This is a genomic window from Streptomyces sp. NPDC006552 (assembly GCF_040611655.1).
In the GTDB taxonomy this organism is placed as follows: Bacteria; Actinomycetota; Actinomycetes; order Streptomycetales; family Streptomycetaceae; genus Streptomyces.
Window position 1 is genome coordinate 100241 of sequence record NZ_JBEXOS010000006.1, and the last position, 23890, is coordinate 124130.

The following is a 23890-nucleotide window of genomic DNA, read 5'->3' on the forward strand; positions in this document are numbered from 1 at the left end:
AGCGATGGGCGGTAGCGAGTCCTCTTTCCTCGCCCCGATCCGTCCAGCGCCGACCGGGGCGGGCCAGGCCAACACGGTCTGGCCCGCCCGGAGAACACAGACAGGAGCAGCACATGCCCAGCAGACCCAAGCCACCATGCAGCCGGCCAGGCTGTGAGCACAGCAAGCCCTGCCCCGTCCACGCCAAGCAGGCAGACAGGCAGCGAGGCACAGCCACCCAGCGTGGCTACGGGCAGCAGCACGAGCAGAGGTTCCGTCGTCGTGTCCTCGACCGAGATCCGATCTGCGTCATATGCAAGACCAAGACTGCGACCGTCGCCGACCACTGGCCGACAAGCCGCCGCCAGCTGGTCACCCAAGGGCTCGACCCCAACGACCCACAACACGGCCGCGGCCTCTGCGCCAGCTGCCACGGCACCGAAACCGCCACCAACCCGACCCAGCGCGGCGGATGGAACACCGAACAGTGACCCCCTGGGGTGGCGGGTGCCCCCCTGGGCGCGCGCACCCGGACCGCGGGGGAGGTCTTTCGAGCTGATGGCTGATCTGACAAAACCCGTTCTTCGATCTTGGAAGGTGGTTCGAATGGCTGTCGCTGGCCGTAAGCCGAAGCCGTACATGCAGGCGGTGCGGGAGGGCACGTTCCGTGCGGACCGCAACAAGCAGGGGGTGCGGTTTCCGCCGCGGGATCCGCAGGAGCCGGACTGGTCGGACCTGCTGCCGGGTTCGGATGCGGAGGTGGTGCGGGCGCGGGAGACGGCCGCGGAGTTGTGGGCGCGGATCGTTCCGGCGCTCACCTACTCGGCGGGCCTGGTGGATGCGCAGCGGGAGACGGTGACGGATCTGTGCATCACGTGGGCGACGTTGAAGATGGGTCTGCGGGCGCTGGCTCTTGATGGTCATGTGGTGCAGGGCGCTCACGGCAAGGCCCGGAATCCGTGGGTGACGATCGTGAACCAGCATCGTCAGCATTTCCGGTCGCTGATCGGCGAGTTGGGTCTGACGCCGGCGTCGGCTCAGCGGATCACGGCCCCGGATCCGGGCGACGAGGACGATGACATCTGGGACTGACGTCCTCAGGGGTGCCCGTACACTCCCGCGCATGGAGGGGTGGAAGTTCTGGTGGGGTGTCGTCGCGTTCGCCCTTGGCGGCGTGGCGACGCAGTTCAACGGCTGGCTGACGTACCGCCGGCAGCGTAAGGACAAGCTCGATGACGCTGCGGATGCTCTGAGGCAGCGGCGCGAGGAGTTCGAGCTGCAGCACCTCGTCGAGTTCAACGGTCTGGTGCGCGTGGCCTCGGACAAGCTGATCGAGTACCACGGCGTCGTGCGCCACAACCGGCTGCTCGGGGTTTCCCCGAATGACGCGCAGGCGGCTCAGGGACGGGCCGACGCCGGCTCGGCGTTCGAGGCTGCGCTCTCAAACGTGACCGCACAGCTCGGCTTCGTCCTGTCGGACCCGATACGGTTCGCCGCCGCAGGGATGGTGGGCTACATGGTGCAGCAGAGTGCATTGGTAGACGTCGGAGAAAGCCTTGACGTGATCGCCCTCGCCCACAGAACCGATGAGGTGTACATCCCTCTCGGTGACCGGGTTCGCGAGATTTACGCAGGGCAGGCCATCGCGTTGGTGCCGAGGCGTCGGCGGTCCGGCCTGCGACGATCAGCTCGGTAGGCGTTCAGGCCTCCTCCAGCCTCCTCGCCCGCTCCTCGTCGGCCTCTACGACGCATTCGTCGTGCAGCTCCATGGACCAGCCTCCGGCCGAAATGGCAACGGTCACGAACTTCGTGGTCTGCTGGCCGGGCAGCAGCGGCTTGTCGCAGTACCCGCAGTACCGGGCCCCCTCGTTCATCCGCGTACCTGCCGCAGCGTTTCGGCGAGCGCGCGCCGCGTGGGGCACTCCTGCCAGTTGGCCACGCACCGCCTGCAGTTCACGGAGTGCTCCAAAAGCTTCCTGTACGCCACGTTCGCCGGGGTCTCCGCCAGTGCCGCAGACCCGCCCGGCTCGCTACGCTCAATCACGTCGACTCCATCCAGTCGGCCATGCCCCGGGGCCGTTCGCGCGGTCGCCGGGGCTTTTTGTGTCCTTCCATGCAATCGGGGGTGATGGAGGCGGGAAGGAGCCACACGGGGGGCCAGGAGGGGGCCAGACTGTCCGCGTGAGGGGGCCAGGGTGGTTGTGAGCGAGCGCAGGCAGCATTTCGGTGTGTACCTGGCCGGGCTGCGCCGGGCGGCCGGCAAGTCACAGCGACAGCTGGCCGGGCTGCTGTGCGCCGTGTCGGGCACGCAGTCGGTGACCCGCAACGAGGTGTCGCGGTGGGAGCGTGGCAGCCGGGTGCCGGAGGTGTGGCTGCCATGGCTGGCGCAGGTGCTCGCTGTGCCGTTGCGGGAGATGGAGCAGGCAGCCGCGTATGCCCGCGGCGATGAACGGGCGCGGCTGCCCGGGGCCACGGCTTCCCTGTCGGCGCTGCTGCCCACGGGTGACGTTCTCGCGGCGGGTTCTTCCGGTCGGCGTATCGGCGTCGAGCAGGTGGAGGGCCTGGCCGCCCGCGTGCATGCGCTGCGTCTGGCAGATGACGTGCTGGCGGGTGGCGACCTGATCGGGCCCGCGTTCCGGGAGCTGGGCAAGTCGCTGGCCCTGTACCGGGAGTCGACGTTCACCGAGGACACCGGGCGGGCTCTGCTGGTGCAGATCGGCGAGTTGGGGCAGATCGCCGGTTGGGTGGCGTCGGACGCCGGCCGTCTCGATGACGCGGAGCGCGCGTACCGGATCGGTCTGGACGCGGCACGGCAGGCCGGGGACAAGCCGCTTGCCGGGAATCTGGCGGGCTCGCTGGCCTACCAGTGGGCGAACAACGGGCGTGAGGCTGAGGGCGTCGACCTGGCGGAGGCTGCGCTGCGCGAGTCGGGGCCGGATGCGCCCGCGGCGGCGCGCGCCCTGTTCGCCGACCGGGTGGCATGGGCACACACCCGTCTGGGCGGCGCGGACAACGTTCAGGCGGCGATGCGGGCGCTGGGCGAGGCGCATGCCGCGCTCGACGCCGAGGCGGACGACCAGGCGCCGCCGTGGGCGTACTGGGTGTCGCGCGAGGAGCTGGAAATCATGGACGCACGGGTGTTCACGGAGTTACGCCGACCGCTGCGCGCCGTACCGGTGCTGACGGATGTCTTGGGGCGTTACGACGCCACGCACGCCCGCGAGTTGGCGCTGTACCGGTCGTGGCTGGCGGTCGCTCTGGCCGACGCGAACGAGCCGGAGCGGGCAGCCGCGGAGGCGCAACGCATCATCGGCTTGTCGGGCGACCTGTCGTCGGATCGCACGGCGACGCGAACGCGCATCGTCCTTGAGCGGCTGCGGCCGTTCGCCTCCGTCCCCGAGGTGCACAGCGTGCTGACCGAACACGGGCGCCTGTTCCGCACATGAGAAAAGGGCCCCGCCCCTAACCCCACGATCGGAGGATCTTGAACCTACCGCTGATGGAGATCCTCCATGCGTGACACATCTGCCGAAGATCCGCGAGGAAATCCCGCTGCCGAACACGCCCGAGGGGGCGCTGTTCCACTACACCCCCGACGAGGCCGCGCAGTGGACCCCGTTCACGCACAGCACTCTCCGCGAGATGGTCCGGCGCCGCGAGATCCCGTTCGTCGCCAATGGTCGTAAGACGTGGTTCAGGGGCGAGCAGATTGTCGAGATCGCCGACCGCTACGTCGTCAAGCCCTTCAAGGCGTCAGCGCCGACTGACACTGTCCGGGGTGTCAGCGGGTGTCAGCCTTGCCCGCGCGCACGCGTTACCTAAGGCGGGGCGGGGTGTCAGCGGTTCTGACACCCCCGCTGACACCTTGATCAGGTGTCAGCGGGGTGTCAGCGGGTGTCAGTGCAGGTCAGACGGGTGTCAGTGCTGCTCGGCAGGTGCTCGGCTACTGCTCGACCGCAGGTCACGAAGTGCTCGCCGGGTGCTCGCGCTACTGCTCGCCTTGATCGTCGAGCACCCGCCGAGCAGTAACCCGAGCGGCTGTGACCTGCGGTCGAGCAGCTGCGAGCACCTGCCGAGCAGTAACCGATACCGGGGCAAGCCGGGCCCCTCCCATGGCCCTCGCCTAGTCCTCGGCTGCAGGTCGCAGCCCCTCGGCCTACCCCTCGCGTGGCCCTCGACGATCAAGGCGAGGGGTACGCCGAGGAGTTCCGCGAGGACTTCCGACCTGCGATCGAGGAGTAGCGAGGACCCGGCGAGGGGTTGCCGATACCGGGACACATCGGGTGGCCAGACCCCCGGCCAGACCCCGGCCTGAGGGCGGTCTGACCCCGGCCAGTAGCCGGCCAGAGACCAGCGCCTGGCCGGGTCCGGACCGGGGTCTGGCCGGGGTCTGGCCGGGCGACAGACCGGGGCAATCCGGGTGCTCAATCGCCTGCTCAAGCCTGCTCCGTCGCAGGTCACGGCTGCTCAACTACCTGCTCAGCCCCTGCTCAAAGCGATCTTGAGCACCCCCTTGAGCACCTGCTTGAGCGGCTGCGACCTGGGGCTGAGCACCCTTGAGCAGGCATTGAGCAGGGGGCGATACCGGGGCAAGTCGGGTGCTACATCTGCTGCTATCGGGCTGCTACGCCGCAGGTCGGCAACTGCTACGCGCCTGCTACTCGGGTGCTAGCTGATCTTGTATAGCAGTCCGTATAGCAGCAGATGTAGCAGCTGTGACCTGCGGTCTAGCACCTCGGTAGCAGCCGTGTAGCACCCAAAATGCCCCATCGTGTCGCCCGGCACGGACCCGGCGCAGACCCGGCAGACACCCGGCACGCCGCCGGGGTCCCGCCGGGGTCCCGCCGGGTCTACGCCGGAGGGCTGCCGGGTGCGCGCCGGGTCTATGCCCCCCGACTTGCCCCGTCTTGTCACCCGTCTATGACCCGTCTTCAGCCCGTCTATTGCCCGTCTAGATCTTGGGCGGCGCCGATCCGTAGACGGGTCCAAGACGGCCTGTAGACGGGGTCAAGACGGGTCATAGACGGGTGTCCACCACCCCGTCCAGAGGCCGTCCAACCCCCGTCCCGACCCCGTCCAGCAGCTGTCCAGTGGACGGGTACCGGACGCCCCCTGGACGCCCTTGGGACGGGGGTTGGACGGGGCCACCAGGTCACCGGATGGCCACTGCTGCACGTCGGGACCGGTGACCCTGCCCGGTGACCCGCACGGTGGAAAGTCACCGCCCCACCGGAGCCCCACCGGGTGAACGCCGGCCGCCCCGGGGCGTCGTGCGCGCACGTGCGCGCGTAGGGGAAGCAGAGTTCACCCGTCAAGGCCGGGTGTACGACCGGGTGAACGAGTGAACGTCGGCCTCCCGCGCGCGTGCGCGAGCGGGCGCGTAGAAGTCAAGGGCTCAGCCCCAAACGGCTTGAGCCGAGCCGTTGAGCCATTGCTTGAGCCATCCGTCACGGCCGCCGTGACACCCGTGACAGAACCCGTGACCATGATCTTGCACGGGCCGCAGACCTGCGTGACTCCGATGGTCGCGCCCGTGACCATCCGGCGCGGCGACTCCCCGGCCCGCGAAACGAAATGGGAAACGAAAATGGGACGCACCCCGCGCCGTGCCCGGTGGAGTGCGGGCGCGGATCGGGGTGCGTCCGCCGGCGCCGCGTCTGATGAGAGACAGGCACGGATCCAACGGGTCGACGGGAACTACGGGAGGCGCGTCCCGGCCTTACGGGGAGCGGGGTGTCCGTCGCCGCGGGCACCCTCGGATGCGGTTCCGGGCGGAACCAGTTCCGGTACTGCGGGGCGGTACTGAGAGCGGTACTGGTACCGGTACTGCAACCGGAACCAGTACCGGTACCGGACGCGGAGCCGGCGCCCGCGGGAAGCGCCACGTGGCGCCCAAGTTGGCGCTCGTTCTGTCGACAGGACGCGCTCAGAGTTGGCGCTCACGTGGCGCCCGTTTCTGTCGACAGAAGGCGCCCGGAGTTGTCGCCAAGACGGCGCTCTCGTGGCGCCCAAGTTGGCGACAGAACGAGCGCCATGAGCGCGCTCACGGCGGGCGCCACAGGGCGCTCAGATCGGGCGCCGCAGGGGCGGGGGGACTTGTGGAACGAAGTGCGGAAACACTGCAGCGTGCGATCCAAGTTAACCCCCGTCAGAACGAGGGGGGATTAGGGAAACGACCTGCGGTTTCCGACGCCCCCGCGGGCGCCAAAAGGGGGCGCCACGAGAGCGCCCCCTTTTGGGATTTGACGTGCTACTTCGGGGCGCCCGGGTACGCCCTGTCGATGGCCCTCAGCTCGGCGCGGATGCGGTCGCACACGGACGGCTCGTCCAGCAGGTCATCGAAGCCGCGAGCGTCCTGCAGGAGACGCCACGGCCCCTCCAGGGCTACCGACAGCTCGACGTACTCGCGGATCCGCTCGACGGACCACGTGTCCGGGTCCTCGTCGTAGGCGGTGTGGCTCGGCAGGTTCAGGGCGGCGCCGAGCATGTCCCGTGTCATCGCGACCCGCAGCGTCACCACTGCCTGCACCTCATCGGGCGGGTCCTCCAGGCCGAAGACGAGCGTGGACGGCACGGCCGGCGGCATCTGCGCCCGCACCGGACGTTCCAGGGAAATGGTCATGACTGCTGCTCCTTGATCTTCGTCAGTTGGTCGCGCATCTGCTCGACCGCGGCGGTCAGCGTCTTCAGGCTGGTGATGAACTCGCCGGCCTCGTCGGCGTCGAGCTCGGCGTAGGGGCCGAACAGATCGCCGCCGTCGATGGCGATGTGCGGCGCCTCCTCAGCCAGCTCCGGCCCGTCCGGAACCACGAGGTGGGCGGTCAGGCAAGGCGCCTCCGGCTCCCCGCTCTTGTAGGTACGCCCGACGGCGGCCTGGGGAGGGGCGGCAGTGACGACAGGCGTGCGGTGGAAGAAGTTCCCCTCGACATCGCGGAGGTGCTGCCCGTCGCACCCGTCCGGGCACGTCCCCACCCAGGGGGCATTTGTTGATCGACCTGCGGTGATGGCGGTCATCGGTTCCACCTCGCGAGTCCGGTGGCCCTGTCCAGGGCGCAGGTGAACAGTTGGAGTCCGTGCCGGTCGCCGACCAGGGCGGCGATCAGCTTTCCGGTGAGCAGCACCTCGGTTGCGGGCATCTGCTGCCGGTACTTGTTGATGCCGCCCGACGCCGAGCGTTCGGTGGGGCGTGCGGCGGTGGTGTTCATGCGGTCAGCTCCCAGTTTTCAGGCCGGTAGACGGCCAGCAGCAGCCAGACGAGGGGCCGGGGCAGGGTGTCCGCCTTGGCGAGGTTGCAGCGCTCGCAGGCGAGGACGAGGTTGTCGACGTGCCAGCCGGGCCAGATCCGATGCGGGACGTAGTGGTCGAGGGTCTTGCGGCGCATCGGCCGGGACCGGAAGTTGCGGGTGCAGTAGAAGCAGCGGGCCCCATGCCGGGCCTTGATGGCGCAGTGCAGGGCCGTCCGCTCCTGGACCGTCAGCGGCGCACGGGAGGCGCTCACGAGGCCGCCCCCGCCTTCCTCTTCGTCGCCCAGCGACGACCTGCTTCAGTGCCGCAGGCGCGGCAGGTGCGCGTGCCGTCCTCCAAGAAGCCGCACGTCTCGAGGCTGAGCGAATGCCCCTTCGGGCACTCCGTCACGGTGGGGTCGCAGATGGAGGTCGTGCGGACGCGGGATCCGCCGCCCCCCTGCCGCGGAGGGGGCCAGCCCGTGCACGACTTCCAGCCCCGGCCGCCGAGCCGCTCCAGCTCGCTGCGGAGCTGGCCGACCTCGGCACAGGCCGCCTGCAACTCGCGTAGGGCCTGGTCCCGGTCGCTGTACGCCTTGTCGCGTGCCGCCTCTTCGCGCAGCTTGCGGGCCAGGCTTCGGCCGCTTGTCGGGTAGGGCTCGCCCAACGGCCGCATCTTGGCGGTCAGTGCATGCAGGGCTCGCCACTTCTTCGAAGCGGCCTGCATCGCCTCCGTGGCTTCCCACAGTGCGCCGGCGAGGAGGGACATCTCCGGGTCACCCTCCGCGTACCGGTGGCCCTGCACCGCCTCGACGAGAGCCGTTGACGGCTCGTCGAAGTCGACGGAGTCACCGCTGGCGCTGTCCCACCGGCTGTAGTAGTTGGCCATCTTCCGCTGAGCGATCTTCTTCAGGAGTGCCCACGGGTAGTCGACGGTGCGCTCCTTCTGGAAGATCTCCCACAGGTCGGCGAACGCCTCCTGCGCGTAGTCCTCGGCGACGTGCGGCAGGTAGCTGGGAAGCTTCCAGTACAGCCACTTCACGAGGCGCGGATGCTGCTCGGCGTAGATGGCGTTGAAGGTGGCCTCGATGCTCATGACGCCCCCCGCAGGCGGATCGCTTCGACGGCCAGGCGCTCAAGACGGTCCGCGGCCGTGCGCAGGGACTCGGCGACCGGGCCGATCTCCTCGGCCTCGTAGTCGGCGGCCAACTCCAGCTCGACGGCCACCCGGGGCGCCGCCTCGATGAACGGCGCCCAGCTGATCCGGGCAGCCAGCGGACCCGACTTGATGCGGGTCGCGTTGTGCGTGATGTCGACCCGGTGCGGGTTCGGCTGCCAGGCATGCCCGATGCACCAGGCCGGCTCGTCGACGAGCAGCGCGCCGGCGTCGTGCGTGACGAGCCGGACCTGACCCTCGATGTACTGGGGGGCGGGCAGAGGCGGCAGGATCGGCGGCGGCGGGTAGGCGTTCTCGAGCGCCGCCGTGAACTGCCGGTACCGGGCCAGGTGCTCCTGCTCGAACCGCACAGGCCAGCCGCCCGCGAGGGTGCGGTCGACGTCGGCGAGCATCTGCACCGCCAGCTCCGCCTCGACCTCGGCGCGGACCTGCTCAGGGGTCAGCGTGGACGGGTCGGCCTCCGGCATGTTCGTGAACGCCAGGGCGACCGCGGCAAGCAACTGCTCGCGGGAGACAGCCGCCGCGACCCGGATGACCAGATCGGCGGCGACCCCCTCCACCTCGAACACCTGCGACGGCCCGAAGACCGGAAGGCGCTCGGTCATGCCGACTGCCCCTCACGGACACGGCGCAGAGCCTCGTCCATGTCCGGGTCGGAGTCGCCGCCGTTGGCCAGGCGGGCGGTGCGAGCCGCGGTGCGCAGCTTCGCCGCCAGCTTGATCAGGTCGTCGGCCGTCTCGTCGGCCATGTCCGGGGTGAGGTGCCCGTCCATGCCCGCGGGGTTCTCGACCATGACGTGCGCGAGGCGCATCTGCGGGTCCTGCGAGGAGGGGTCGGAGTACACCCGGGCGGCGAGCTCGTACACGTCGTCGCCGTTGACGAACGACGGGATGCCCGCCCCGAAGGAGTCCCCCCAGTGGGAGACGTCGTCGACGGAGTGCTGCCACTCGTTGACGTGATCCTCGGTGCACCAGTTCGGGCACTCGATGTACACGATCTGCAGGCCGTCGGCGGGCGAGCCGATCGCGGCCGGCGCCAGCTTGAAGCCGGGGCGCACCGCAGGGAAGGGGTGGACGTTGGACGTGGCGATGGCAGACTGAGCCATAGCGGTTCTCCTGGTTGCTCAGGTGATCCGTCAGGCCCCTTCACGGTGTTCGAGCACCGGGTTGGGGCCGCCCCCGTTTCTGGGGACCGATGTAGCTACTATAGATCCTAGTGAACCTAACTTCAACTCAATGACGGAAGATCTTGGGATCCAGCGTTCTGCGCTCGGGCGTCTCACATCCGTCTCACACACCCGCACGCGGGCGGCGGAACGGATGGCCTCTGACCTGTGCGTTCCTACATCACATGGAATGAGCGGAGCCTGTATGGACTGCTGATAGGCTCCGTCCACGTGACTGCGCCTGCCAAGCCCCGTATCCCGAACGTTCTCGCCGGACGCTATGCCTCCGCCGAGCTCGCCACCCTCTGGTCGCCGGAGGAGAAGGTGAAGCTGGAGCGCCGGCTCTGGCTCGCCGTGCTGAAGGCACAGAAGGACCTCGGGATCGAGGTGCCGGACGCCGCGATCGCCGACTACGAGCGGGTGCTCGACCAGGTCGACCTCGCCTCGATCGCCGAGCGCGAGAAGGTCACGCGGCACGACGTGAAGGCCCGTATCGAGGAGTTCAACGCGCTCGCCGGGCACGAGCAGGTCCACAAGGGCATGACCTCCCGTGACCTGACGGAGAACGTGGAGCAGTTGCAGATCCGGCTCTCCCTGGAGCTGGTGCGCGACCGCACCGTCGCCGTCCTCGCCCGGCTGGCCAAGCTGGCCGGTGAGTACGGCGAGCTGGTCATGGCGGGCCGCTCGCACAACGTCGCCGCACAGGCCACCACGCTCGGCAAGCGCTTCGCGACCGCCACCGACGAACTGCTCGTCGCCTACGGCCGCGTCGAGGAGCTGCTGACCCGCTACCCGCTGCGCGGCATCAAGGGCCCGGTCGGCACCGCGCAGGACATGCTCGACCTGCTGGGCGGCGACGACACGAAGCTCGCGGAGCTGGAGGGCCGGATCGCCGGACACCTCGGCTTCGCGCAGGCGTTCACGTCGGTCGGCCAGGTCTACCCGCGCTCGCTCGACTACGAGGTCGTCACCGCGCTGGTGCAGCTGGCCGGGGCGCCCTCGTCGACGGCCAAGACGATCCGGCTGATGGCCGGGCACGAGCTGGTGACCGAGGGCTTCAAGCCGGGCCAGGTCGGTTCGTCGGCGATGCCGCACAAGATGAACACCCGCTCCTGCGAGCGCGTCAACGGCCTGATGGTGATCCTGCGCGGCTACGCGTCGATGACCGGCGAGCTGGCCGGCGACCAGTGGAACGAGGGCGACGTGTCCTGCTCGGTGGTGCGCCGGGTCGCGCTGCCGGACGCGTTCTTCGCGCTCGACGGTCTGCTGGAGACGTTCTTGACGGTGCTCGACGAGTTCGGCGCGTTCCCCGCCGTCGTCGCCCGTGAGCTCGACCGCTACCTGCCGTTCCTCGCCACCACGAAGGTGCTCATGGCGTCGGTGCGGGCGGGCGTGGGCCGTGAGGAGGCCCACGAGGCGATCAAGGAGAACGCGGTGGCCTCCGCGCTGGCCATGCGCGAGCAGGGCGCCGAGCGCAACGAGCTGCTCGACAAGCTGGCCGCGGACTCCCGCATCCCGCTGGACCGGGCGCAGCTCGACGCGCTGATGGCGGACAAGTTGTCGTTCACCGGCGCGGCCGCCGGGCAGGTGGCGCAGATCGTCGCGCGCGTCGAGGAGATCGTGAAGCGGCACCCCGAGGCCGCCGGTTACACGCCCGGGGCGATCCTCTGACCCGGCCGACCCCCGCGGAGCTGGAGGCCGCTCGTGACCGTCCGGTGCCGGACCTCGTCGCGAGCGGCCTCTCCGTGCTCTTCTGCGGGATCAACCCGGGGTTGATGACGGCGGTGACCGGGCACCACTTCGCGCGGCCGGGCAACCGCTTCTGGCCCGTGCTGCATCTGTCCGGCTTCACGCCCCGCCGGCTCCTGCCGGCCGAGCAGGAGGAGCTGCTGTCGTACGGGCTCGGCATCACGAACGTCGTGGCGCGGCCCTCCGCGCGGGCCGACGAGCTGAGCGCCGAGGAGTATCTGGAGGGGGGCCGGCTGCTGGCGGAGAAGGTCGCGCGGCTGCGGCCCCGGTGGCTGGCCGTGGTCGGCGTCACCGCGTACCGCGCGGCCTTCCAGGAGCCCAAGGCGCGTATCGGCCCGCAGGAGCGCAGGATCGGCGGCGCGCGGGTGTGGGTGCTGCCCAACCCCAGTGGGCTGAACGCGCATTGGACCAAGGAGACGATGGCGGAGGAGTTCGCCCGGCTGCGTGCCGCCGCCCGCGCTCCCGGCGCGCCGGGCCGGTAGCCGTGGCTCAGGGACGCGCCGGACCGGTGGCCGTGACTGGCTGACGCGCCGGGCCGCCGGTCACGGCTTGCGGGCCACGACCCCGAACTGGGCGACCAGCGGGCCCTCCTCGCTCTCCTCGGTGCGCCAGCGGGCGCAGGAGACGAGGCCGGGCTCGACGAGCTCCAGGCCGTCGAGGAACGCCAGGACCTCGGCGCTCGTGCGGGCGGTGATCGGCGGTGTCGCGTTCTCGTTCCAGAACTTCATCGCCGCCTCGTTGCCCTCCCCGCCCAGCTCCAGGGTGGGGTGGGTCAGGACGACGTAGCTCCCGGAGGGGATCGCGTCGGTCAGGCGGCGCACGATGGCCGTGGCCTTCTCGGTGTCGACGACGAAGTTCAGGATGCCGAGGAGCATGACGGCGACGGGCCGCTCGAAGTCGAGGGTGTCGGACGCGGCCGCGATGATCGCGTCCGGGTCGTGCGCGTCGGCGTCCACATAGTGCGTGGCGCCCTCGGCTGAGCTGGTGAGCAGCGCGCGGGCGTGCGTGAGCACGATCGGGTCGTTGTCGACGTAGACGATGCGGGCGTCGGGCGCGATGCGCTGGGCGACCTCGTGCGTGTTGTTCACCGTCGGCAGGCCGGTGCCGATGTCGAGGAACTGCCGGATGCCCGCCTGCCCGGCGAGGAAGCCCACGGCGCGGCCCAGGAAGGCGCGGTCGGCGCGGGCGACCTCGCCGATGCTCGGATACATGGACGTGACCATGGAGCCGACCTGCTCGTCCACCTCGTAGTGGTCCTTGCCGCCCAGCCAGTAGTTCCACACACGGGCGTTGTGCGCGATGTGGCTGGCGATCCGCTCCCCCGGCTGCTGCGCGCTGGCGTCGCTCATGTGCTCTCCTTCATGCGGTCTGCGGCGGTGGTGGAGCCCGGAGGTGGCCCGAGCGGGGTCCGGCGGGGCTCAAGATCCCATGGTGGCACGGGAGTTCCCCGGCCGCGCGCCGCGGGCGGGCTACGGCGGGGCGACATCCGTGACCACGGCGAGGAGTTGGTAGGGCTGCTCGTCGCCCTGCCGGGCGACGGCGAGGGCCACCCAGCGCTCGCCGACGCTCCACAGGTGCAGGTCCTGGGCGCAGGCGCTGAGCCATCCCCAGGGCTCGGGTATGGACTCGCCGTGCTCCAGGGCGCGGGTGTGCAGGCTCCACAGGCTCAGCCGGTACGGCTCTCCCCAGCGCGCGGCGAGCAGCCCGGACAGGCCGTCGCGGTCGGCGTCCGCCTGGGCCTCTGCCAGCTCGCGCACGCCCTCGCGCTCGGTCAACTCGGCCGTGGTGAACCCCGGTCCGCCCCAGCCCGCGGGCGATCTGCCGTGGGCGGGCGGGAAGGGCCCGCTCCACAGCAGGTCGACCGTCGCGAGTTGCTCCGCGATGTTCATGGCTCCAGTAAAGCGGCCGCCACTGACAACGGGCCGACCGGCCGTCAGGCGTCCCTGCGGCGCACCGTCCACCAGCCGGCGAGGAGCGCGAGCGCGGCCCACAGCGCGGTCACGGCGAGCCCGGTCCAGGGGCCCAGGGAGCCCACGGGGTGCTCGCGCAGCACCTGTTGGCCGGCCCGGTCGGGCAGCAGGTCGGCGGCCGTCGCGGCGAGGTCCCCGACGACGAACGACACGATCAGCAGCAGCGGGACGAGGATGCTCAACACGGCGACGGCGCTGCGCAGTACGGCGGTGAGCCCGGCCGCGAACAGGGCCATCAGCGTGAGGTACACCCCACCGCCGAGGCAGGCGCGCAGCGCGCCCGGGTCGCCGAGGCCCAGCGCGTCGGACCCCAGGAACGCCTGCCCCGCGACGAACGCCGTACAGGTCGTGGCGGTCCCGACCACGAGGGTGCAGCCGCCGATCACCGTCATCTTGGCCGCATAGAAGAGCGTCCGGCCGGGCACGGCGGCCAGCGAGACCCGCAGCGCGCCGTCGAGGTACTCGGCGGAGACGGTGGTGGCGCCGAAGGCGAGGGCCGCGATCTGACCGAAGTCGAGCGCGTAGAAGGCGCCGAACAGCGGGTCGTCGCTGCCGTCGCTCTCGGCGCGGCCGACGGTGGCGAAGACGAGCACGGTGATGGCGACGGTGGCCACGAAGACGGCGAGCAGCGAGCCGAGACTGCCGCGCAGCGTCCTGACCTTGAGCCACTCGGAGTGCAGGACGGCGGTGGTGGACACGGTCAGGCCTCCTGGAGAGGGGTGGCGGTGAATTCGGCGTCGGCCGCCGTCAGCGCGAGGTAGGCCTCTTCCAAGGAGGCATGTGTGGCGCCGAGTTCGAGGACGGGGACGCCGGCGCGCGCGGCGAGGGCGCCGACGTCGGCCGCGGTCGCTCCCGTGACCGTGCAGTCGCCGTCACCGGTGACGGTGAGCGCGTGGCCCGCGCGCCGGAGGGCCGCGTGCAGCCGGCCGGGTTCGCTGGTGCGCACCCGGGCGCCGGGAGTGCTGTGCGCGGCGAGGAAGTCGGGCATCGAGGCGTCGGCGAGCAGCCGCCCGCGGCCGAGGACGACGAGGTGGTCGGCGAAGGTCGCGGTCTCGTTCATGAGGTGGCTGGCGACCAGGACCGTGCGTCCCGCGCGCGCGAGGCCGCGCAGCAACTCGCGGATCCAGACGATGCCTTCGGGGTCGAGTCCGTTGGCGGGTTCGTCGAGCAGGATCATGGCGGGGTCGCCGAGCAGGGCCGCGACGCCGAGGCGCTGGCGCATGCCGAGCGAGTACGTCCGCACGCGGCGCCGCGCCACCGGGGCGAGGCCGACCTGTGCGAGCACGTGGTCGACCCGGCGTACCGGGATGCGGTGGGCGGCGGCGAGCACCCGGAGGTGGTCGCGCGCGGTGCGGGCGCCATGAGCGGCCTGGGGGTCGAGCAACGCGCCGACCTGGCGCAGCGGTTCGTCGTGGGCGGCGTACGGGCGGCCGCCGATGAGCACACGTCCGGAGGTGGGGCGGCCGAGGCCGAGGGCGAGCCGCATGGTGGTGGACTTTCCCGCGCCGTTCGGGCCGAGGAACCCGGTGACGCGGCCGGGCTCCACCCGGAAGGTCAGCCGGTCCACGGCGCGCCTGCCGCCGTACTCCTTGGTGAGGTCCTGGACGTCGATGCTGGTCATGACAGCAGCGTGGCCCGCCGCCGGGAGCCGGGGCCTCCCCCGTCGGTGGGGAGCACCTCCCTCGCACGGGGGAGCCGCCGCCGCGAAGGAGGCTGGCACGATGACCGCATGCCCCGCTTCCTGCGCCCGCTGACACGTACGGTCATGTACACCCGCTGGCTGCACCTGCTGGCCGCCGCGGTGTTCGCCTTCGTGTGCGGCGCGGTCTATCCGGGGCTGTCGGCTCCCTCCGTACGGGACTGGGCGCTCATCTATCTCGTCCCCTTGCCGCTGCTCGTCCTGGCGGCCATGGTGCCGGGGACGCGGCGTGCGGAGGGCCTCCAGGCGCGGCTGACGCTGTTTCCCGGCGGGCACGCGCGCGTGGCGGGCGACGGTGTCGAGGCCGGGGTCTCGGTGGCCCCGTCGGCGTCGTGGCGGGACCGGGGCCGGACGGCGGTGTGGCTGGTGCTGCGGCTGCTCCTGGGGCTCTCCGTGGCACTGGTGTCGGGCCAGCTGATGGCGGTCGCGCTGGAGTTGGCGGGCGGCGCGACGGGCTTTCCGACGGCCACCGTGTCGGCGGTGCCGCTGCCCACGGCGGGCTGGTGGTGCGCGCCGCTCGTCCCTGTCGTGCTGCTCTTCCTGGGGTACGTGGTCGAGGGTGCGGGCCGGGTGATGGCGCGGGCCGCTGTCTGGTTGCTGGGTCCGTCCGCGGCCGAGCGGGTCGCCGCCTTGGAGGAGCGTACGGAGCGGCTGTTGGAACGTACGCGCATCGCGCGGGAGCTGCACGACTCCATCGGCCACGCGCTGACCGTCGCGGTGGTGCAGGCGGGCGCGGCGCGGGCGGCGGGCGACGCGGTGTTCACGGACCGGGCGCTCGGTGCCATCGAGGAGACCGGCAGGGCGGCGCTGGAGGAGCTGGAGCGGGTCCTGTCGGTGCTGCGGGAGGCGGAGCGGCCGGTGAGCGCCCGGCCCACGCTGCGGGACGCGGAGCGGCTGCTCGACGCGGCGCGGGCCTCGGGGGCGACGGTTCAGGTGACGGTGGACGGGCCGCTGGAGACGCTGCCGGGGCCCGTCTCCCGGGAGGGCTACCGCATTCTGCAGGAAGGGCTCACGAACGTGCTGCGGCACTGCGGCGCCGTCCCGGTCCAAGTCACCCTCTCGGTCGGCGCGGGGTCGTTGTGCCTGGAGGTGCGCAACGACCTGCCTACAGGAGTGGCGCCCGGGGCCGCCGGGACGGGGAGCGGGCTGCGCGGGGTACGGGAGCGGGCCGCGTTGCTGGGCGGCCGGGCGCGCACCGGCAGGACCGGCGACGAGTGGCAGGTGCACGTCGAACTGCCGGTGCCCTGACCTAGGCTGGCCCGATGCCGCTCACCGTGCTCCTCGTCGACGACGAACCGCTGGTCCGCGCCGGTCTGCGGGCCGTCCTGGAAGCGCAGCCGGACATCGAGGTGGTGGGCGAGGCGGCCGATGGCGCGGCGGTGGTCCCGCTGGTGCGCGCGGTGCGCCCCGATGTCGTCGCCATGGATGTACGGATGCCGCTGCTCGACGGGATCGAGGCCACGCGCGCGGTGCTGCGCGCCGTGCCGGACCCGCCGAAGATCGTCGTCATCACCACGTTCGAGAACGACGAGTACGTGTACGGGGCGCTGCGCGCGGGCGCCGACGGATTCCTCCTGAAGCGGGCGCGGCCCGCCGAGATCGTTCACGCGGTACGACTCGTGGCGGCGGGCGAGTCGCTCCTCTTCCCGGCCGCGGTACGCCGGCTGGCGGCCGCGTACGGCAACGCGCCGGCGCGGGCCGCGATGGAGCGGGCCGCGCTGACCGAGCGGGAGGCGGCGGTGCTACGGCTCATGGCGCGCGGGCTGTCGAACGCGGAGATCGCCGCGGAGCTGATCGTCGGCACGGAGACGGTGAAGTCCCACGTCAGCGCCGTGCTCGCCAAACTGGGGGCCCGGGACCGGACCCAGGCGGTGATCGCCGCGTACGAATCCGGTTTTGTCGCGCCGCACTGACCGGCCGCCCCGCCGCCCGGTTGAGCGGCCCGCGCCACATCGGTGCACCCGGCTCTCGCCGGTGGGGGCCGCGGCGAGTACCATCCGGCGAACACGCGCAACTGCTGGGAGGACGGACGTTGGGGCAGCTGACCGGCGGGGATCCCTCTCTGCTCAGGCGGATCAACAGCGCTGTGGTGCTGCACGCGCTGCGCTCCACGGATTTCGCGACGCTCACCGAGATCACCCGGGTGACGGGGCTGTCGCGGCCCACCGTGGAGGGGGTCGTCGAGGGGCTCATCGAGGCCGGGCTCGTCGTGGAGACCGCCGTCGAGGAACCGGGCGCGCGCCGCCAGGGGCGGCCCGCGCGGAAGTTCCGCTTCCGGGCCGAGGCGGGCCATCTGCTGGGCCTGGAGATCGGGCCGCACCGGGTCGCCGCGGTGCTCTCGGCGCTCGACGGCCGGCTTCTCGGTTCGGCGTCCAAGGACGTCGACGAGGCCGCCCCGGCGGAGGAGCGGATCGAGCGGCTGCGCGGGACCGTCGCCGATCTGCTGCGGCGGGCCGGGGTGGCGCGCAGTTCGCTGCGGGCGGTCGGCGTGGGCAGCCCGGGCATCGTGGAGGCCGACGGCACGGTGCGGCTCGGCACGGCGCTGCCGGGGTGGACGGGGCTGCCGCTCGGCGAGCGGCTGCGGCGCTCCTTCAAGTGCCCGGTGATCGTGGAGAACGACGCCAACACCGCGGCCGTCGCGGAGCACTGGAAGGGCGCCGGGGTCGACTCGGACGACATGGTGTTCGTCATGGCGGGGCTGAGCCCCGGGGCGGGCGCGCTGATCGGCGGGCGGCTGCACCGGGGGTTCGGGGGCGCCGCCGGAGAGATCGGGGCGCTGCACCTGCTGGGCCGCGAGGTGCGTCCGGAGACGCTGCTGTCGACGACGGGCGAGCCGCTGCATCCGCTGGACGAGCCGGCCGTGGCGAAGGTGTTCGCGCTGGCCCGGCAGGGCGACGAGCGGGCGGGGGCGGCGATGGAGCGGTTCATCCAGCGGCTCGTGCACGACGTCGCCGCGCTGGTGCTGGCGCTGGACCCGGAGCTGGTCGTGGTCGGCGGGTGGGCCGCGGGTCTTGACGGGGTGCTCGACCCGCTGCGGCGCGAACTGGAACGGTACTGCTTGCGGCCGCCCCGGGTCGCGTTGTCGCTGCTGGGCGAGGCCACGGTCTCCACGGGGGCGCTGCGCTTGGCTCTGGACCACGTGGAGGGGCAGCTGTTCGCCACCGAGGGAACCGTTTCCGCACGGCGGTGACGCGGGGTGCCGGGGCCGCCTCCGGGGGCCTCCGCGCGCCGCCTCCGGCCCGGCGGGAGCGGGAGGGACCCGGTCGTCCGGAGGCCGGATGAGTATGTCGCCGCACTGCGGGTGGCGGCGGGCGCGTGCACGCCCTCGGTGGCCTGGCACGCGGCTGGGGTGACGGAGGTACGCCCCCGCGCCCTTCGACGTACCTGCGGCGCAAGCCCCAGGGCCGCCCGGGCTGAGCGCGCTGTTCACCGCACCCGGTGCGGCGCAGATCCCCAGAACCCCTCCCCGCTCCCCCGCGGGACAGATCCCAAGAACCCCTCCCCCTCCCCCGCGGAGCAGGTCTCAGGACGCCCGGGAGTGCGGGGCGTGGTGGATCTCCACGCCCGGGGTGTCACCGAAGGTGAGGCGGCAGGTGTCCGCCCGGTACGTGGCCATGGAGACCGCCGCGGTGGTGCCGTCGCTGACGTAGCGGGTCGTGACGACGAGGACCGGGGCGCCGGGCAGGCGGTCCAGTTCCTTCGCGTCCTCGGCGCGGGCCGAGCCCAGTTCGACCGCGCGGTCCTGGCCGTCGAGGCCGAGGCGCTGCAGCTCGCGCAGGACGGCACGCGCGCGTGCGGCCCCGGACGGGGCGTCTATGGCCGTCAGGTCGGGGACCGAGGCCGACGGCACGTAGAGCAGTTCGGCCGCGACGGGCTGTCCGTGCGAGACGCGCGTGCGGCGCAGCACGTGGACGGTCTCGCCGGGGGCGGTGCCGAGCATCCCGGCGACGGCGGCCGGCGGCGCGGCCGGCGCGCAGTCGACGGCCTGCCACGCGTCCCCGACGGCGCCCGGCCAGTCCTGCTCGGTGGAGGCGACGGCGACCCCCACCCGGGGCGGCGCGACGGTGGTGCCCACGCCGCGCCGGCGCTGGAGGCGTCCTTCGAGTTCGAGCTGTTCGAGAGCCTGGCGGAGCGTGGCACGGGCGACGCCGAAGCGGGCCGCGAGGTCACGCTCGTTCGGCAGGATCTCCCCGACCGCGAACTCGGAGTCGAGCGCCTCGCTGAGCACGGTCTTCAGGTGCCAGTACTTCGGCTCCGGTGCCGCTTCCAACTGCGTGGTCCCCACCCTGTCCTCCGCAACAGCCGTGCCCCGGCGGCTTTTTAGCGCCCTTGTTTATTAAAGGTTCCTGCACTATCTCTGCGAGACTAGGGCCGCCTCGGGGCTTGGTCAAGACCAATCCTCGATCGGATGGCGCGCGCTCGGGGGCCGGGCCGCAGAGCGTTCATGCCGGGCAGCGCTCCGTTCACGCGGCGTTCGCAGGGCGCGCCACCAGGGCCCGCCGCTCGCGCGAGCGCGAAGGGCGGGCCCTGGTGGCGCGAAACCTACGGCGAACCTACGGCCGCGGCTCCAGCAGCGAGGCGAGTTTGTCCGGGTTGCGCACGATGTAGACGGCCTGGATCCTGCCGTCGCGGACGCCGACCTGGACGACGGAGTCGACCCGGCCGTCGGCGAGGATGAGCAGCCCGGCGCCTCCGTTGATCTCCGCGGCGCGGAACTCGTAGGTCTCGGCGCTCCCCCGGCCCGCGGCGCCCGTGAGGAACCGGGCCACCTTGTCTGCGGTCTCGATGACGCGCACCGGTGCCTTCGACTTGCCGCCGCTGTCGCCGACGAGGCTCACGTCCGGGGCGAGCAGCGCCATGAGGCCCTTCAGGTCGCCCTCGGTCGCGGCGGCCAGGAACCGCTCGGTGAGGTTGCGCTGCTGCGCGGGGTCGACGTCGAAGCGGGGCCGCCGCTCGTCCACGTGCTTGCGGGCCCGCGCGGCGAGCTGGCGGACGGCCGCCTCGCCGCGCTCCAGCGTCGCCGCGATCTCCGCGAACGGCAGCCCGAACGCCTCGCGCAGCACGAACACGGCGCGCTCCAGCGGTGAGAGCGACTCCAGGACGACGAGGACGGCCAGCGACACGGAGTCGGCGAGCACGGCGCGTTCGGCGGTGTCGGGGACGGTGGGGCCGAAGTCGGTGACGAGCGGTTCGGGCAGCCACGGGCCCACGTAGGACTCGCGTCTGGCCTGGGCCTGGCGCAGCCGGTCGACGGCGAGGCGGGTGGTGACGCGCACCAAGTAGGCGCGCGGTTCGCGCACCTCGGCCCGGTCGGCCCGGGACCAGCGCAGCCAGGCGTCCTGGACCACGTCCTCGGCGTCGGCGACGCGGCCCAGCATGCGGTAGGCCACGCCCATCAGGACGGGGCGGTGCTCTTCGAAGACGTCAGTCCCAAGGTCGGTGGCCACGCCCCTATCCCAGCCGACGGGGCCGCGCACTGTCCAGACGGACCCGCCATGGGACGTGCTCCACCTCTTGAACTGGAGGCTACTGAACGGTAATTGTTGCTGACAAGGTGTCTAAGGAACCGTCGAGCGTGGCGGGGACAGGGAGCGAGCGACATGGCGGCACAGGCGTCCTTCAGCATCGACGGCCCCGACGGGCCGCACACGGTCACCGTCGCGTACGAGCGGCGGGGCGCCGGCGAGCCGCTGCTCCTGCTGCACGGCATAGGCCACCACTGGCAGGCATGGGAGCCGGTGCTGCAGATCCTGGCGGCCGAGCGCGACGTGATCGCCGTGGACCTCCCGGGGTTCGGCACCTCACCCGCGCTGCCGGAGGGCTTCACGTACGGGCTGGCGAGCGTGGTGCCGGTTCTGGACGCGTTCTGCCGCTCCCTCGGCGTCGAGCGGCCCCATGTGGCGGGCAACTCGCTGGGCGGGCTGCTCGCCCTGGAGCTGGGCCGCGAGAAGCTCGCCCGCTCCGTGACGGCGCTGTCGCCCGCCGGGTTCTGGACGCAGGCCGAGCGGCGGTACGCGTTCGGGACGCTGCTCGCGATGCGCCAGGGCGCGCGGACGCTGCCGCTGCCGCTGGTCGAGCGGCTCTCCCGGTCGGCCGCCGGGCGGGCCGCGCTCACCGGCACCATCTACGCGCGGCCGGGGCGCCGGTCACCCGAGGCGGTGGTCGCCGAGACGCTGGCGCTGCGCCACGCGACCGGCTTCCGCGAGACGCTCGACGCGGGCCGCTCGGTGCTCTTCCGTGACGACATCCCCGACCTGCCCGTCACCGTCGCCTGGGGCACGCGTGACCGCATCCTCGTGCGTCGGCAGGGGCTCCGCGCCAAGCACGTCCTGCCCGGCGCGCGGCTGGTCCGGCTCCCCGGCTGCGGCCACGTGCCGATGAACGACGACCCGGCTCTCGTGGCCCGCGTCATCCTCGACACCAGCCGCTGACCTGCGCCTGAACGCTCCCGCGCCCAGGGCGACCCCGGCCCCCACGAGGGCGCTGCCGACGCCCTGGGCCACTCCGTAGGACCCCGAGCCGACCAGCGGCGCCGTGCACGCGGCGGCGACCGGGATGAGTCCGGAGAAAAGCGTGGCGCGCTCCGCGCCGATCCGCTGCATGCCCATGTACCAGCAGACGAAGCCGACCACGGTGACGATCACGGCCTGCCACAGCAGGGCGAGGGCCTCCGCGCCGTCGGGCACGCGCAGCCAGGACGTGCCGTCGGCGGCGAGGCCCACGAGGGCCGACTCGACGGCGGCGAGCGCGCAGACGACGCACGACAGGAGCCGGGGCCCCAGCGGCTTCAGGACCGGTACGGCGAGGACCGCGAAGCCGGCCTCTCCGGCGAGGGCGCCCACCGAGAAGGCGAGACCGGTGGCGTCGGTGTGCCCCCACCCCTGGACGACGAAGGCGCCCGCCGCCACGAACAACGCTCCGTGGAGCACGGTCCGTTGCGGGCGCCGCCCGGCCGACAGGGGTACCAGGACGGCGACGAGCACGGGCGCGCAGCCCACGAAGACGCCGGGGACGGCGGGTTCGGCGGTGCGTTCCGCGGCGAGGACGGCGAGGTTGAAGCCGACCATGCCGACGGCCGCGAGCAGGGCCAGGCGGCCCCACTGACGCGGCCGCAGCCGGCGCAGCGGGGCCGTGCCGCCGCGGCCGACCAGCGGGATCAAAAGGAGGCAGGCGACCGCGTAGCGCAGGAACTGGCCGCCCGCGTACGGGTAGTGGCCGAGGACACTGTTGGCGGTGAAGGAGCAGCCGACCAGGGTGCAGGCGAGGGCCGCGAGGAGGGTGCCGCGCAAGGAGGTGGTGTTCATGGCAAGGACGCTAGAAGGGCGACTGGTCTTGTTCGTAGACCACTTGTGACCCGGTATGGAGGACCAATTACCCTCCCTCCCTATGACGTCCGCGCCGCACCCCGGTTTCCCGTCCGCCGCGTGGGAGTTGCTGGAGCCCGCCGTCGCGGCCCCGGCACGCGCGCGTGGCCGGTCGTTGCAGGCGGCGCTGCGCGCGGCGGTGCGCTCGGGGCGGCTCGCGCCGGGCACCCGGCTGCCGTCGAGCCGGGACCTGGCGGGCGACCTCGGGGTGTCGCGCGGGCTGGTCACCGAGGCGTACGAGCAGCTGACCGCCGAGGGGTACCTGCGCAGCGGGCGGGGGGCGGGGACCTGGGTGGGCGAGGCGGTGCGCGCCCCGGCCCCGGGCGCGCGGGATCTGGCCCCGGGCCCCTCCCCCGACGTCCGGGCCGACTTCGTGGCGGGCGGCCCGGACCTGTCGCTGTTCCCCCGCTCGGTGTGGGCGGCGGCCCAGCGCGGCGTGCTCGGCGAACTGCCGCACGCGGGCCTGGGCTACCCCGATCCGCGCGGCCTACCCCGGCTGCGTACGGCCCTCGCCGAGCTGTTGGCGCGCCGCCGGGGTGTGGTGACGGACCCGGAGCGGGTCATCGTCTGTTCCGGGGTGACGCAGGCGGTGACGCTGCTCGGTGTGGTGCTCCACGCGCGCGGGCAGTCCGCCATCGGCGTGGAGGATCCCGGCAGCCCGCAGTACGAGGAGCTGTTCGCGGCGGCGGGGCCGCGTGCGGTGCGGCTTCCTCTGGACGACGAGGGGCTGGCCATGGGGGCGCTGCGCGCGTCCGGGGTGCGCACGGTGGTCACGACGCCGTCGCACCACTTCCCCTCGGGCATCGCCTACTCGGCGCCGCGCCGGGCCCAGCTCCTCGACTGGGCGCGGCAGGTGGACGGGCTGGTCGTGGAGGACGACTACGACGGGGACTTCCGCTACGACCGCGCGCCCGTCGGCGCGCTGCAAGGGCTCGACCCGGACCACGTCGCCTATACGGGCTCGGTGAGCAAGTCGCTGATGCCGGGGCTCCGGCTGGGCTGGCTGGTGGTGCCGGACGCCCTGGCCGACGAGGTCGTCGCGCGCAAGCGGTACATGGACCTCGGCAACCCGGCGCTCGACCAGGCGGTGCTGGCCCGCTTCATCGAGCGCGGCGACCACGACCGGCAGCTGCGGCGCTGCCAGCGCGCCTACAAGGAGCGGCGGGACACCTTGGTGGCGGCCCTGGAGGAGCACCTGCCCGGCACCGAGGTGTCGGGGATCGCGGCCGGCCTGCACGCCATCGCGACCCTTCCCGCCCGCTGCGGGCCGCGGCGGACCCTCCTGCCGCGTCTCGCGGCGGCCGGCGTGGCCGTGCGGCCGCTGAGCCACTACGGCGCGAGCGGGGACGTCGACCGGGTCCCGCTGGTGCTCGGCTACGCGCATCTGACGCCGGCCCGCGTCACCGACGGCGTACGGCTGCTCGCGCGCGCCGCCGCGCCGCCGGGGGCACGCCGACGCGCGTGAGGGCGTGCGCCCGGTTCCCCCGGGGCGGGGGCCGGTTGTTCACTTGGGGTTCGCGTGCGCGCCGTGGTGGAGCAGTTGGCTGTGGTTCCGCGGCGTCGC

The 23890-nt window shown here is 72.4% G+C and carries 25 protein-coding genes and 1 pseudogene; 11 read left to right on the plus strand and 15 right to left on the minus strand.

All coding sequences use genetic code 11. From position 1 onward, the window contains the following. Positions 1–585: 585 nt before the first annotated feature. Together ABZY33_RS05880 and ABZY33_RS05885 are read left to right on the plus strand one after the other, a co-directional pair. Positions 586–1071, plus strand: a complete 486-nt coding sequence (locus ABZY33_RS05880) for a P27 family phage terminase small subunit (RefSeq protein WP_356490231.1) — start codon at positions 586–588, stop codon at positions 1069–1071. A 31-nt stretch (positions 1072–1102) separates the two neighbouring features. Then, positions 1103–1675 (plus strand): hypothetical protein, encoded by a 573-nt coding sequence (locus ABZY33_RS05885; protein WP_356490232.1) that lies wholly within the window; start codon positions 1103–1105, stop codon positions 1673–1675. Positions 1676–1679: 4 nt separating this feature from the next. Here ABZY33_RS05885 and ABZY33_RS05890 read toward each other — a convergent pair whose 3' ends face one another. After that, complete coding sequence (locus tag ABZY33_RS05890; protein ID WP_356490233.1) at positions 1680–1853, minus strand: hypothetical protein; 174 nt, start codon at positions 1851–1853, stop codon at positions 1680–1682. Positions 1854–2180: 327 nt separating this feature from the next. Between ABZY33_RS05890 and ABZY33_RS05895 the strand changes: the two genes are divergently transcribed. Next, complete coding sequence (locus tag ABZY33_RS05895; protein WP_356490234.1) at positions 2181–3425, plus strand: helix-turn-helix transcriptional regulator; 1245 nt, start codon at positions 2181–2183, stop codon at positions 3423–3425. Between the two features lie 70 nt (positions 3426–3495). Beyond that, positions 3496–3801, plus strand: a complete 306-nt coding sequence (locus tag ABZY33_RS05900) for a helix-turn-helix domain-containing protein (protein ID WP_356490235.1) — start codon at positions 3496–3498, stop codon at positions 3799–3801. 2428 nt (positions 3802–6229) lie between these two features. Here ABZY33_RS05900 and ABZY33_RS05905 read toward each other — a convergent pair. Genes ABZY33_RS05905 through ABZY33_RS05935 form a run of 7 tightly spaced genes read right to left on the minus strand, consistent with a single transcriptional unit; the run spans position 6230 to position 9484 of the window. Continuing rightward, complete coding sequence (locus ABZY33_RS05905; protein WP_356490236.1) at positions 6230–6601, minus strand: hypothetical protein; 372 nt, start codon at positions 6599–6601, stop codon at positions 6230–6232. After that, positions 6598–6993, minus strand: a complete 396-nt coding sequence (locus tag ABZY33_RS05910; protein WP_356490237.1) for a hypothetical protein — start codon at positions 6991–6993, stop codon at positions 6598–6600. The genes ABZY33_RS05905 and ABZY33_RS05910 overlap by 4 nt, the downstream gene beginning before the upstream one ends. After that, complete coding sequence (locus ABZY33_RS05915) at positions 6990–7184, minus strand: hypothetical protein (protein WP_356490238.1); 195 nt, start codon at positions 7182–7184, stop codon at positions 6990–6992. The genes ABZY33_RS05910 and ABZY33_RS05915 overlap by 4 nt, the downstream gene beginning before the upstream one ends. Continuing rightward, positions 7181–7477, minus strand: coding sequence for an HNH endonuclease signature motif containing protein (locus ABZY33_RS05920; RefSeq protein ID WP_356490239.1), 297 nt, complete (start codon positions 7475–7477; stop codon positions 7181–7183). The genes ABZY33_RS05915 and ABZY33_RS05920 overlap by 4 nt, the downstream gene beginning before the upstream one ends. Beyond that, positions 7474–8298 carry a hypothetical protein gene (locus tag ABZY33_RS05925; RefSeq protein ID WP_356490240.1) on the minus strand — a complete coding sequence of 275 codons (825 nt, stop codon included), beginning with the start codon at positions 8296–8298 and terminating at the stop codon, positions 7474–7476. The genes ABZY33_RS05920 and ABZY33_RS05925 overlap by 4 nt, the downstream gene beginning before the upstream one ends. Next, a complete protein-coding gene (locus ABZY33_RS05930) occupies positions 8295–8984 on the minus strand; it encodes a hypothetical protein (protein ID WP_356490241.1) in 690 nt (229 codons plus the stop codon). The genes ABZY33_RS05925 and ABZY33_RS05930 overlap by 4 nt, the downstream gene beginning before the upstream one ends. Beyond that, a complete protein-coding gene (locus tag ABZY33_RS05935; RefSeq protein WP_356490242.1) occupies positions 8981–9484 on the minus strand; it encodes a hypothetical protein in 504 nt (167 codons plus the stop codon). Before ABZY33_RS05935 ends, ABZY33_RS05930 begins: the two co-directional genes overlap by 4 nt. Before the next feature lie 291 nt (positions 9485–9775). On the opposite strand from ABZY33_RS05935, the gene purB reads away from it, so the two are divergent. Beyond that, entirely contained in the window at positions 9776–11215 is a 1440-nt protein-coding gene (purB, locus tag ABZY33_RS05940) for an adenylosuccinate lyase (protein WP_356490243.1), read from the plus strand. Continuing rightward, positions 11212–11775 carry a G/U mismatch-specific DNA glycosylase gene (mug, locus tag ABZY33_RS05945; RefSeq protein WP_356490292.1) on the plus strand — a complete coding sequence of 188 codons (564 nt, stop codon included), beginning with the start codon at positions 11212–11214 and terminating at the stop codon, positions 11773–11775. The genes purB and mug overlap by 4 nt, the downstream gene beginning before the upstream one ends. A gap of 60 nt (positions 11776–11835) precedes the next feature. On the opposite strand, the gene ABZY33_RS05950 is transcribed toward mug, so the two are convergent. The 4 genes from ABZY33_RS05950 to ABZY33_RS05965 all read right to left on the minus strand — a co-directional run bounded on the left by ABZY33_RS05950 (position 11836) and on the right by ABZY33_RS05965 (position 14884). Then, entirely contained in the window at positions 11836–12642 is an 807-nt protein-coding gene (locus ABZY33_RS05950) for an SAM-dependent methyltransferase (protein WP_356490244.1), read from the minus strand. 120 nt (positions 12643–12762) lie between these two features. Beyond that, on the minus strand, positions 12763–13182 hold the full coding sequence (locus tag ABZY33_RS05955; protein ID WP_356490245.1) for a hypothetical protein: 420 nt from the start codon (positions 13180–13182) through the stop codon (positions 12763–12765). A gap of 44 nt (positions 13183–13226) precedes the next feature. Continuing rightward, on the minus strand, positions 13227–13967 hold the full coding sequence (locus ABZY33_RS05960) for an ABC transporter permease (protein WP_356490293.1): 741 nt from the start codon (positions 13965–13967) through the stop codon (positions 13227–13229). Further along, on the minus strand, positions 13964–14884 hold the full coding sequence (locus ABZY33_RS05965; protein WP_356490246.1) for an ATP-binding cassette domain-containing protein: 921 nt from the start codon (positions 14882–14884) through the stop codon (positions 13964–13966). The genes ABZY33_RS05960 and ABZY33_RS05965 overlap by 4 nt, the downstream gene beginning before the upstream one ends. 108 nt (positions 14885–14992) lie before the next feature. Between ABZY33_RS05965 and ABZY33_RS05970 the strand changes: the two genes are divergently transcribed. The 3 genes from ABZY33_RS05970 (at position 14993) to ABZY33_RS05980 (ending at position 18152) form a co-directional block, all read left to right on the plus strand. Continuing rightward, on the plus strand, positions 14993–16210 hold the full coding sequence (locus ABZY33_RS05970; protein ID WP_356490247.1) for a histidine kinase: 1218 nt from the start codon (positions 14993–14995) through the stop codon (positions 16208–16210). A gap of 14 nt (positions 16211–16224) precedes the next feature. Further along, the gene (locus ABZY33_RS05975; protein ID WP_356490248.1) at positions 16225–16875 is read left to right on the plus strand and encodes a response regulator transcription factor; all 651 of its coding nucleotides are present in this window, start codon (positions 16225–16227) and stop codon (positions 16873–16875) included. 119 nt (positions 16876–16994) lie between these two features. Then, complete coding sequence (locus tag ABZY33_RS05980; RefSeq protein WP_356490249.1) at positions 16995–18152, plus strand: ROK family transcriptional regulator; 1158 nt, start codon at positions 16995–16997, stop codon at positions 18150–18152. A 333-nt stretch (positions 18153–18485) separates the two neighbouring features. On the opposite strand, the gene ABZY33_RS05985 is transcribed toward ABZY33_RS05980, so the two are convergent. Beyond that, positions 18486–19247 (minus strand): GntR family transcriptional regulator, encoded by a 762-nt coding sequence (locus tag ABZY33_RS05985; protein ID WP_356490250.1) that lies wholly within the window; start codon positions 19245–19247, stop codon positions 18486–18488. Positions 19248–19515: 268 nt separating this feature from the next. Continuing rightward, positions 19516–20409 carry an RNA polymerase sigma factor SigJ gene (gene sigJ, locus ABZY33_RS05990; protein WP_356490251.1) on the minus strand — a complete coding sequence of 298 codons (894 nt, stop codon included), beginning with the start codon at positions 20407–20409 and terminating at the stop codon, positions 19516–19518. A gap of 153 nt (positions 20410–20562) precedes the next feature. Here sigJ and ABZY33_RS05995 point away from each other — a divergent pair, with 153 nt between their 5' ends. Continuing rightward, positions 20563–21393, plus strand: coding sequence for an alpha/beta fold hydrolase (locus ABZY33_RS05995; protein WP_356490252.1), 831 nt, complete (start codon positions 20563–20565; stop codon positions 21391–21393). Positions 21394–21429: 36 nt separating this feature from the next. On the opposite strand, the pseudogene ABZY33_RS06000 reads toward ABZY33_RS05995, so the two are convergent. Then, positions 21430–22266 (minus strand): annotated as a pseudogene (locus ABZY33_RS06000) (DMT family transporter); the annotation flags it as partial. Between the two features lie 82 nt (positions 22267–22348). Here ABZY33_RS06000 and ABZY33_RS06005 point away from each other — a divergent pair. Then, positions 22349–23791: a PLP-dependent aminotransferase family protein gene (locus ABZY33_RS06005; RefSeq protein WP_356490253.1), complete on the plus strand. Its 1443-nt coding sequence runs from the start codon at positions 22349–22351 to the stop codon at positions 23789–23791. Positions 23792–23890 lie beyond the last annotated feature (99 nt).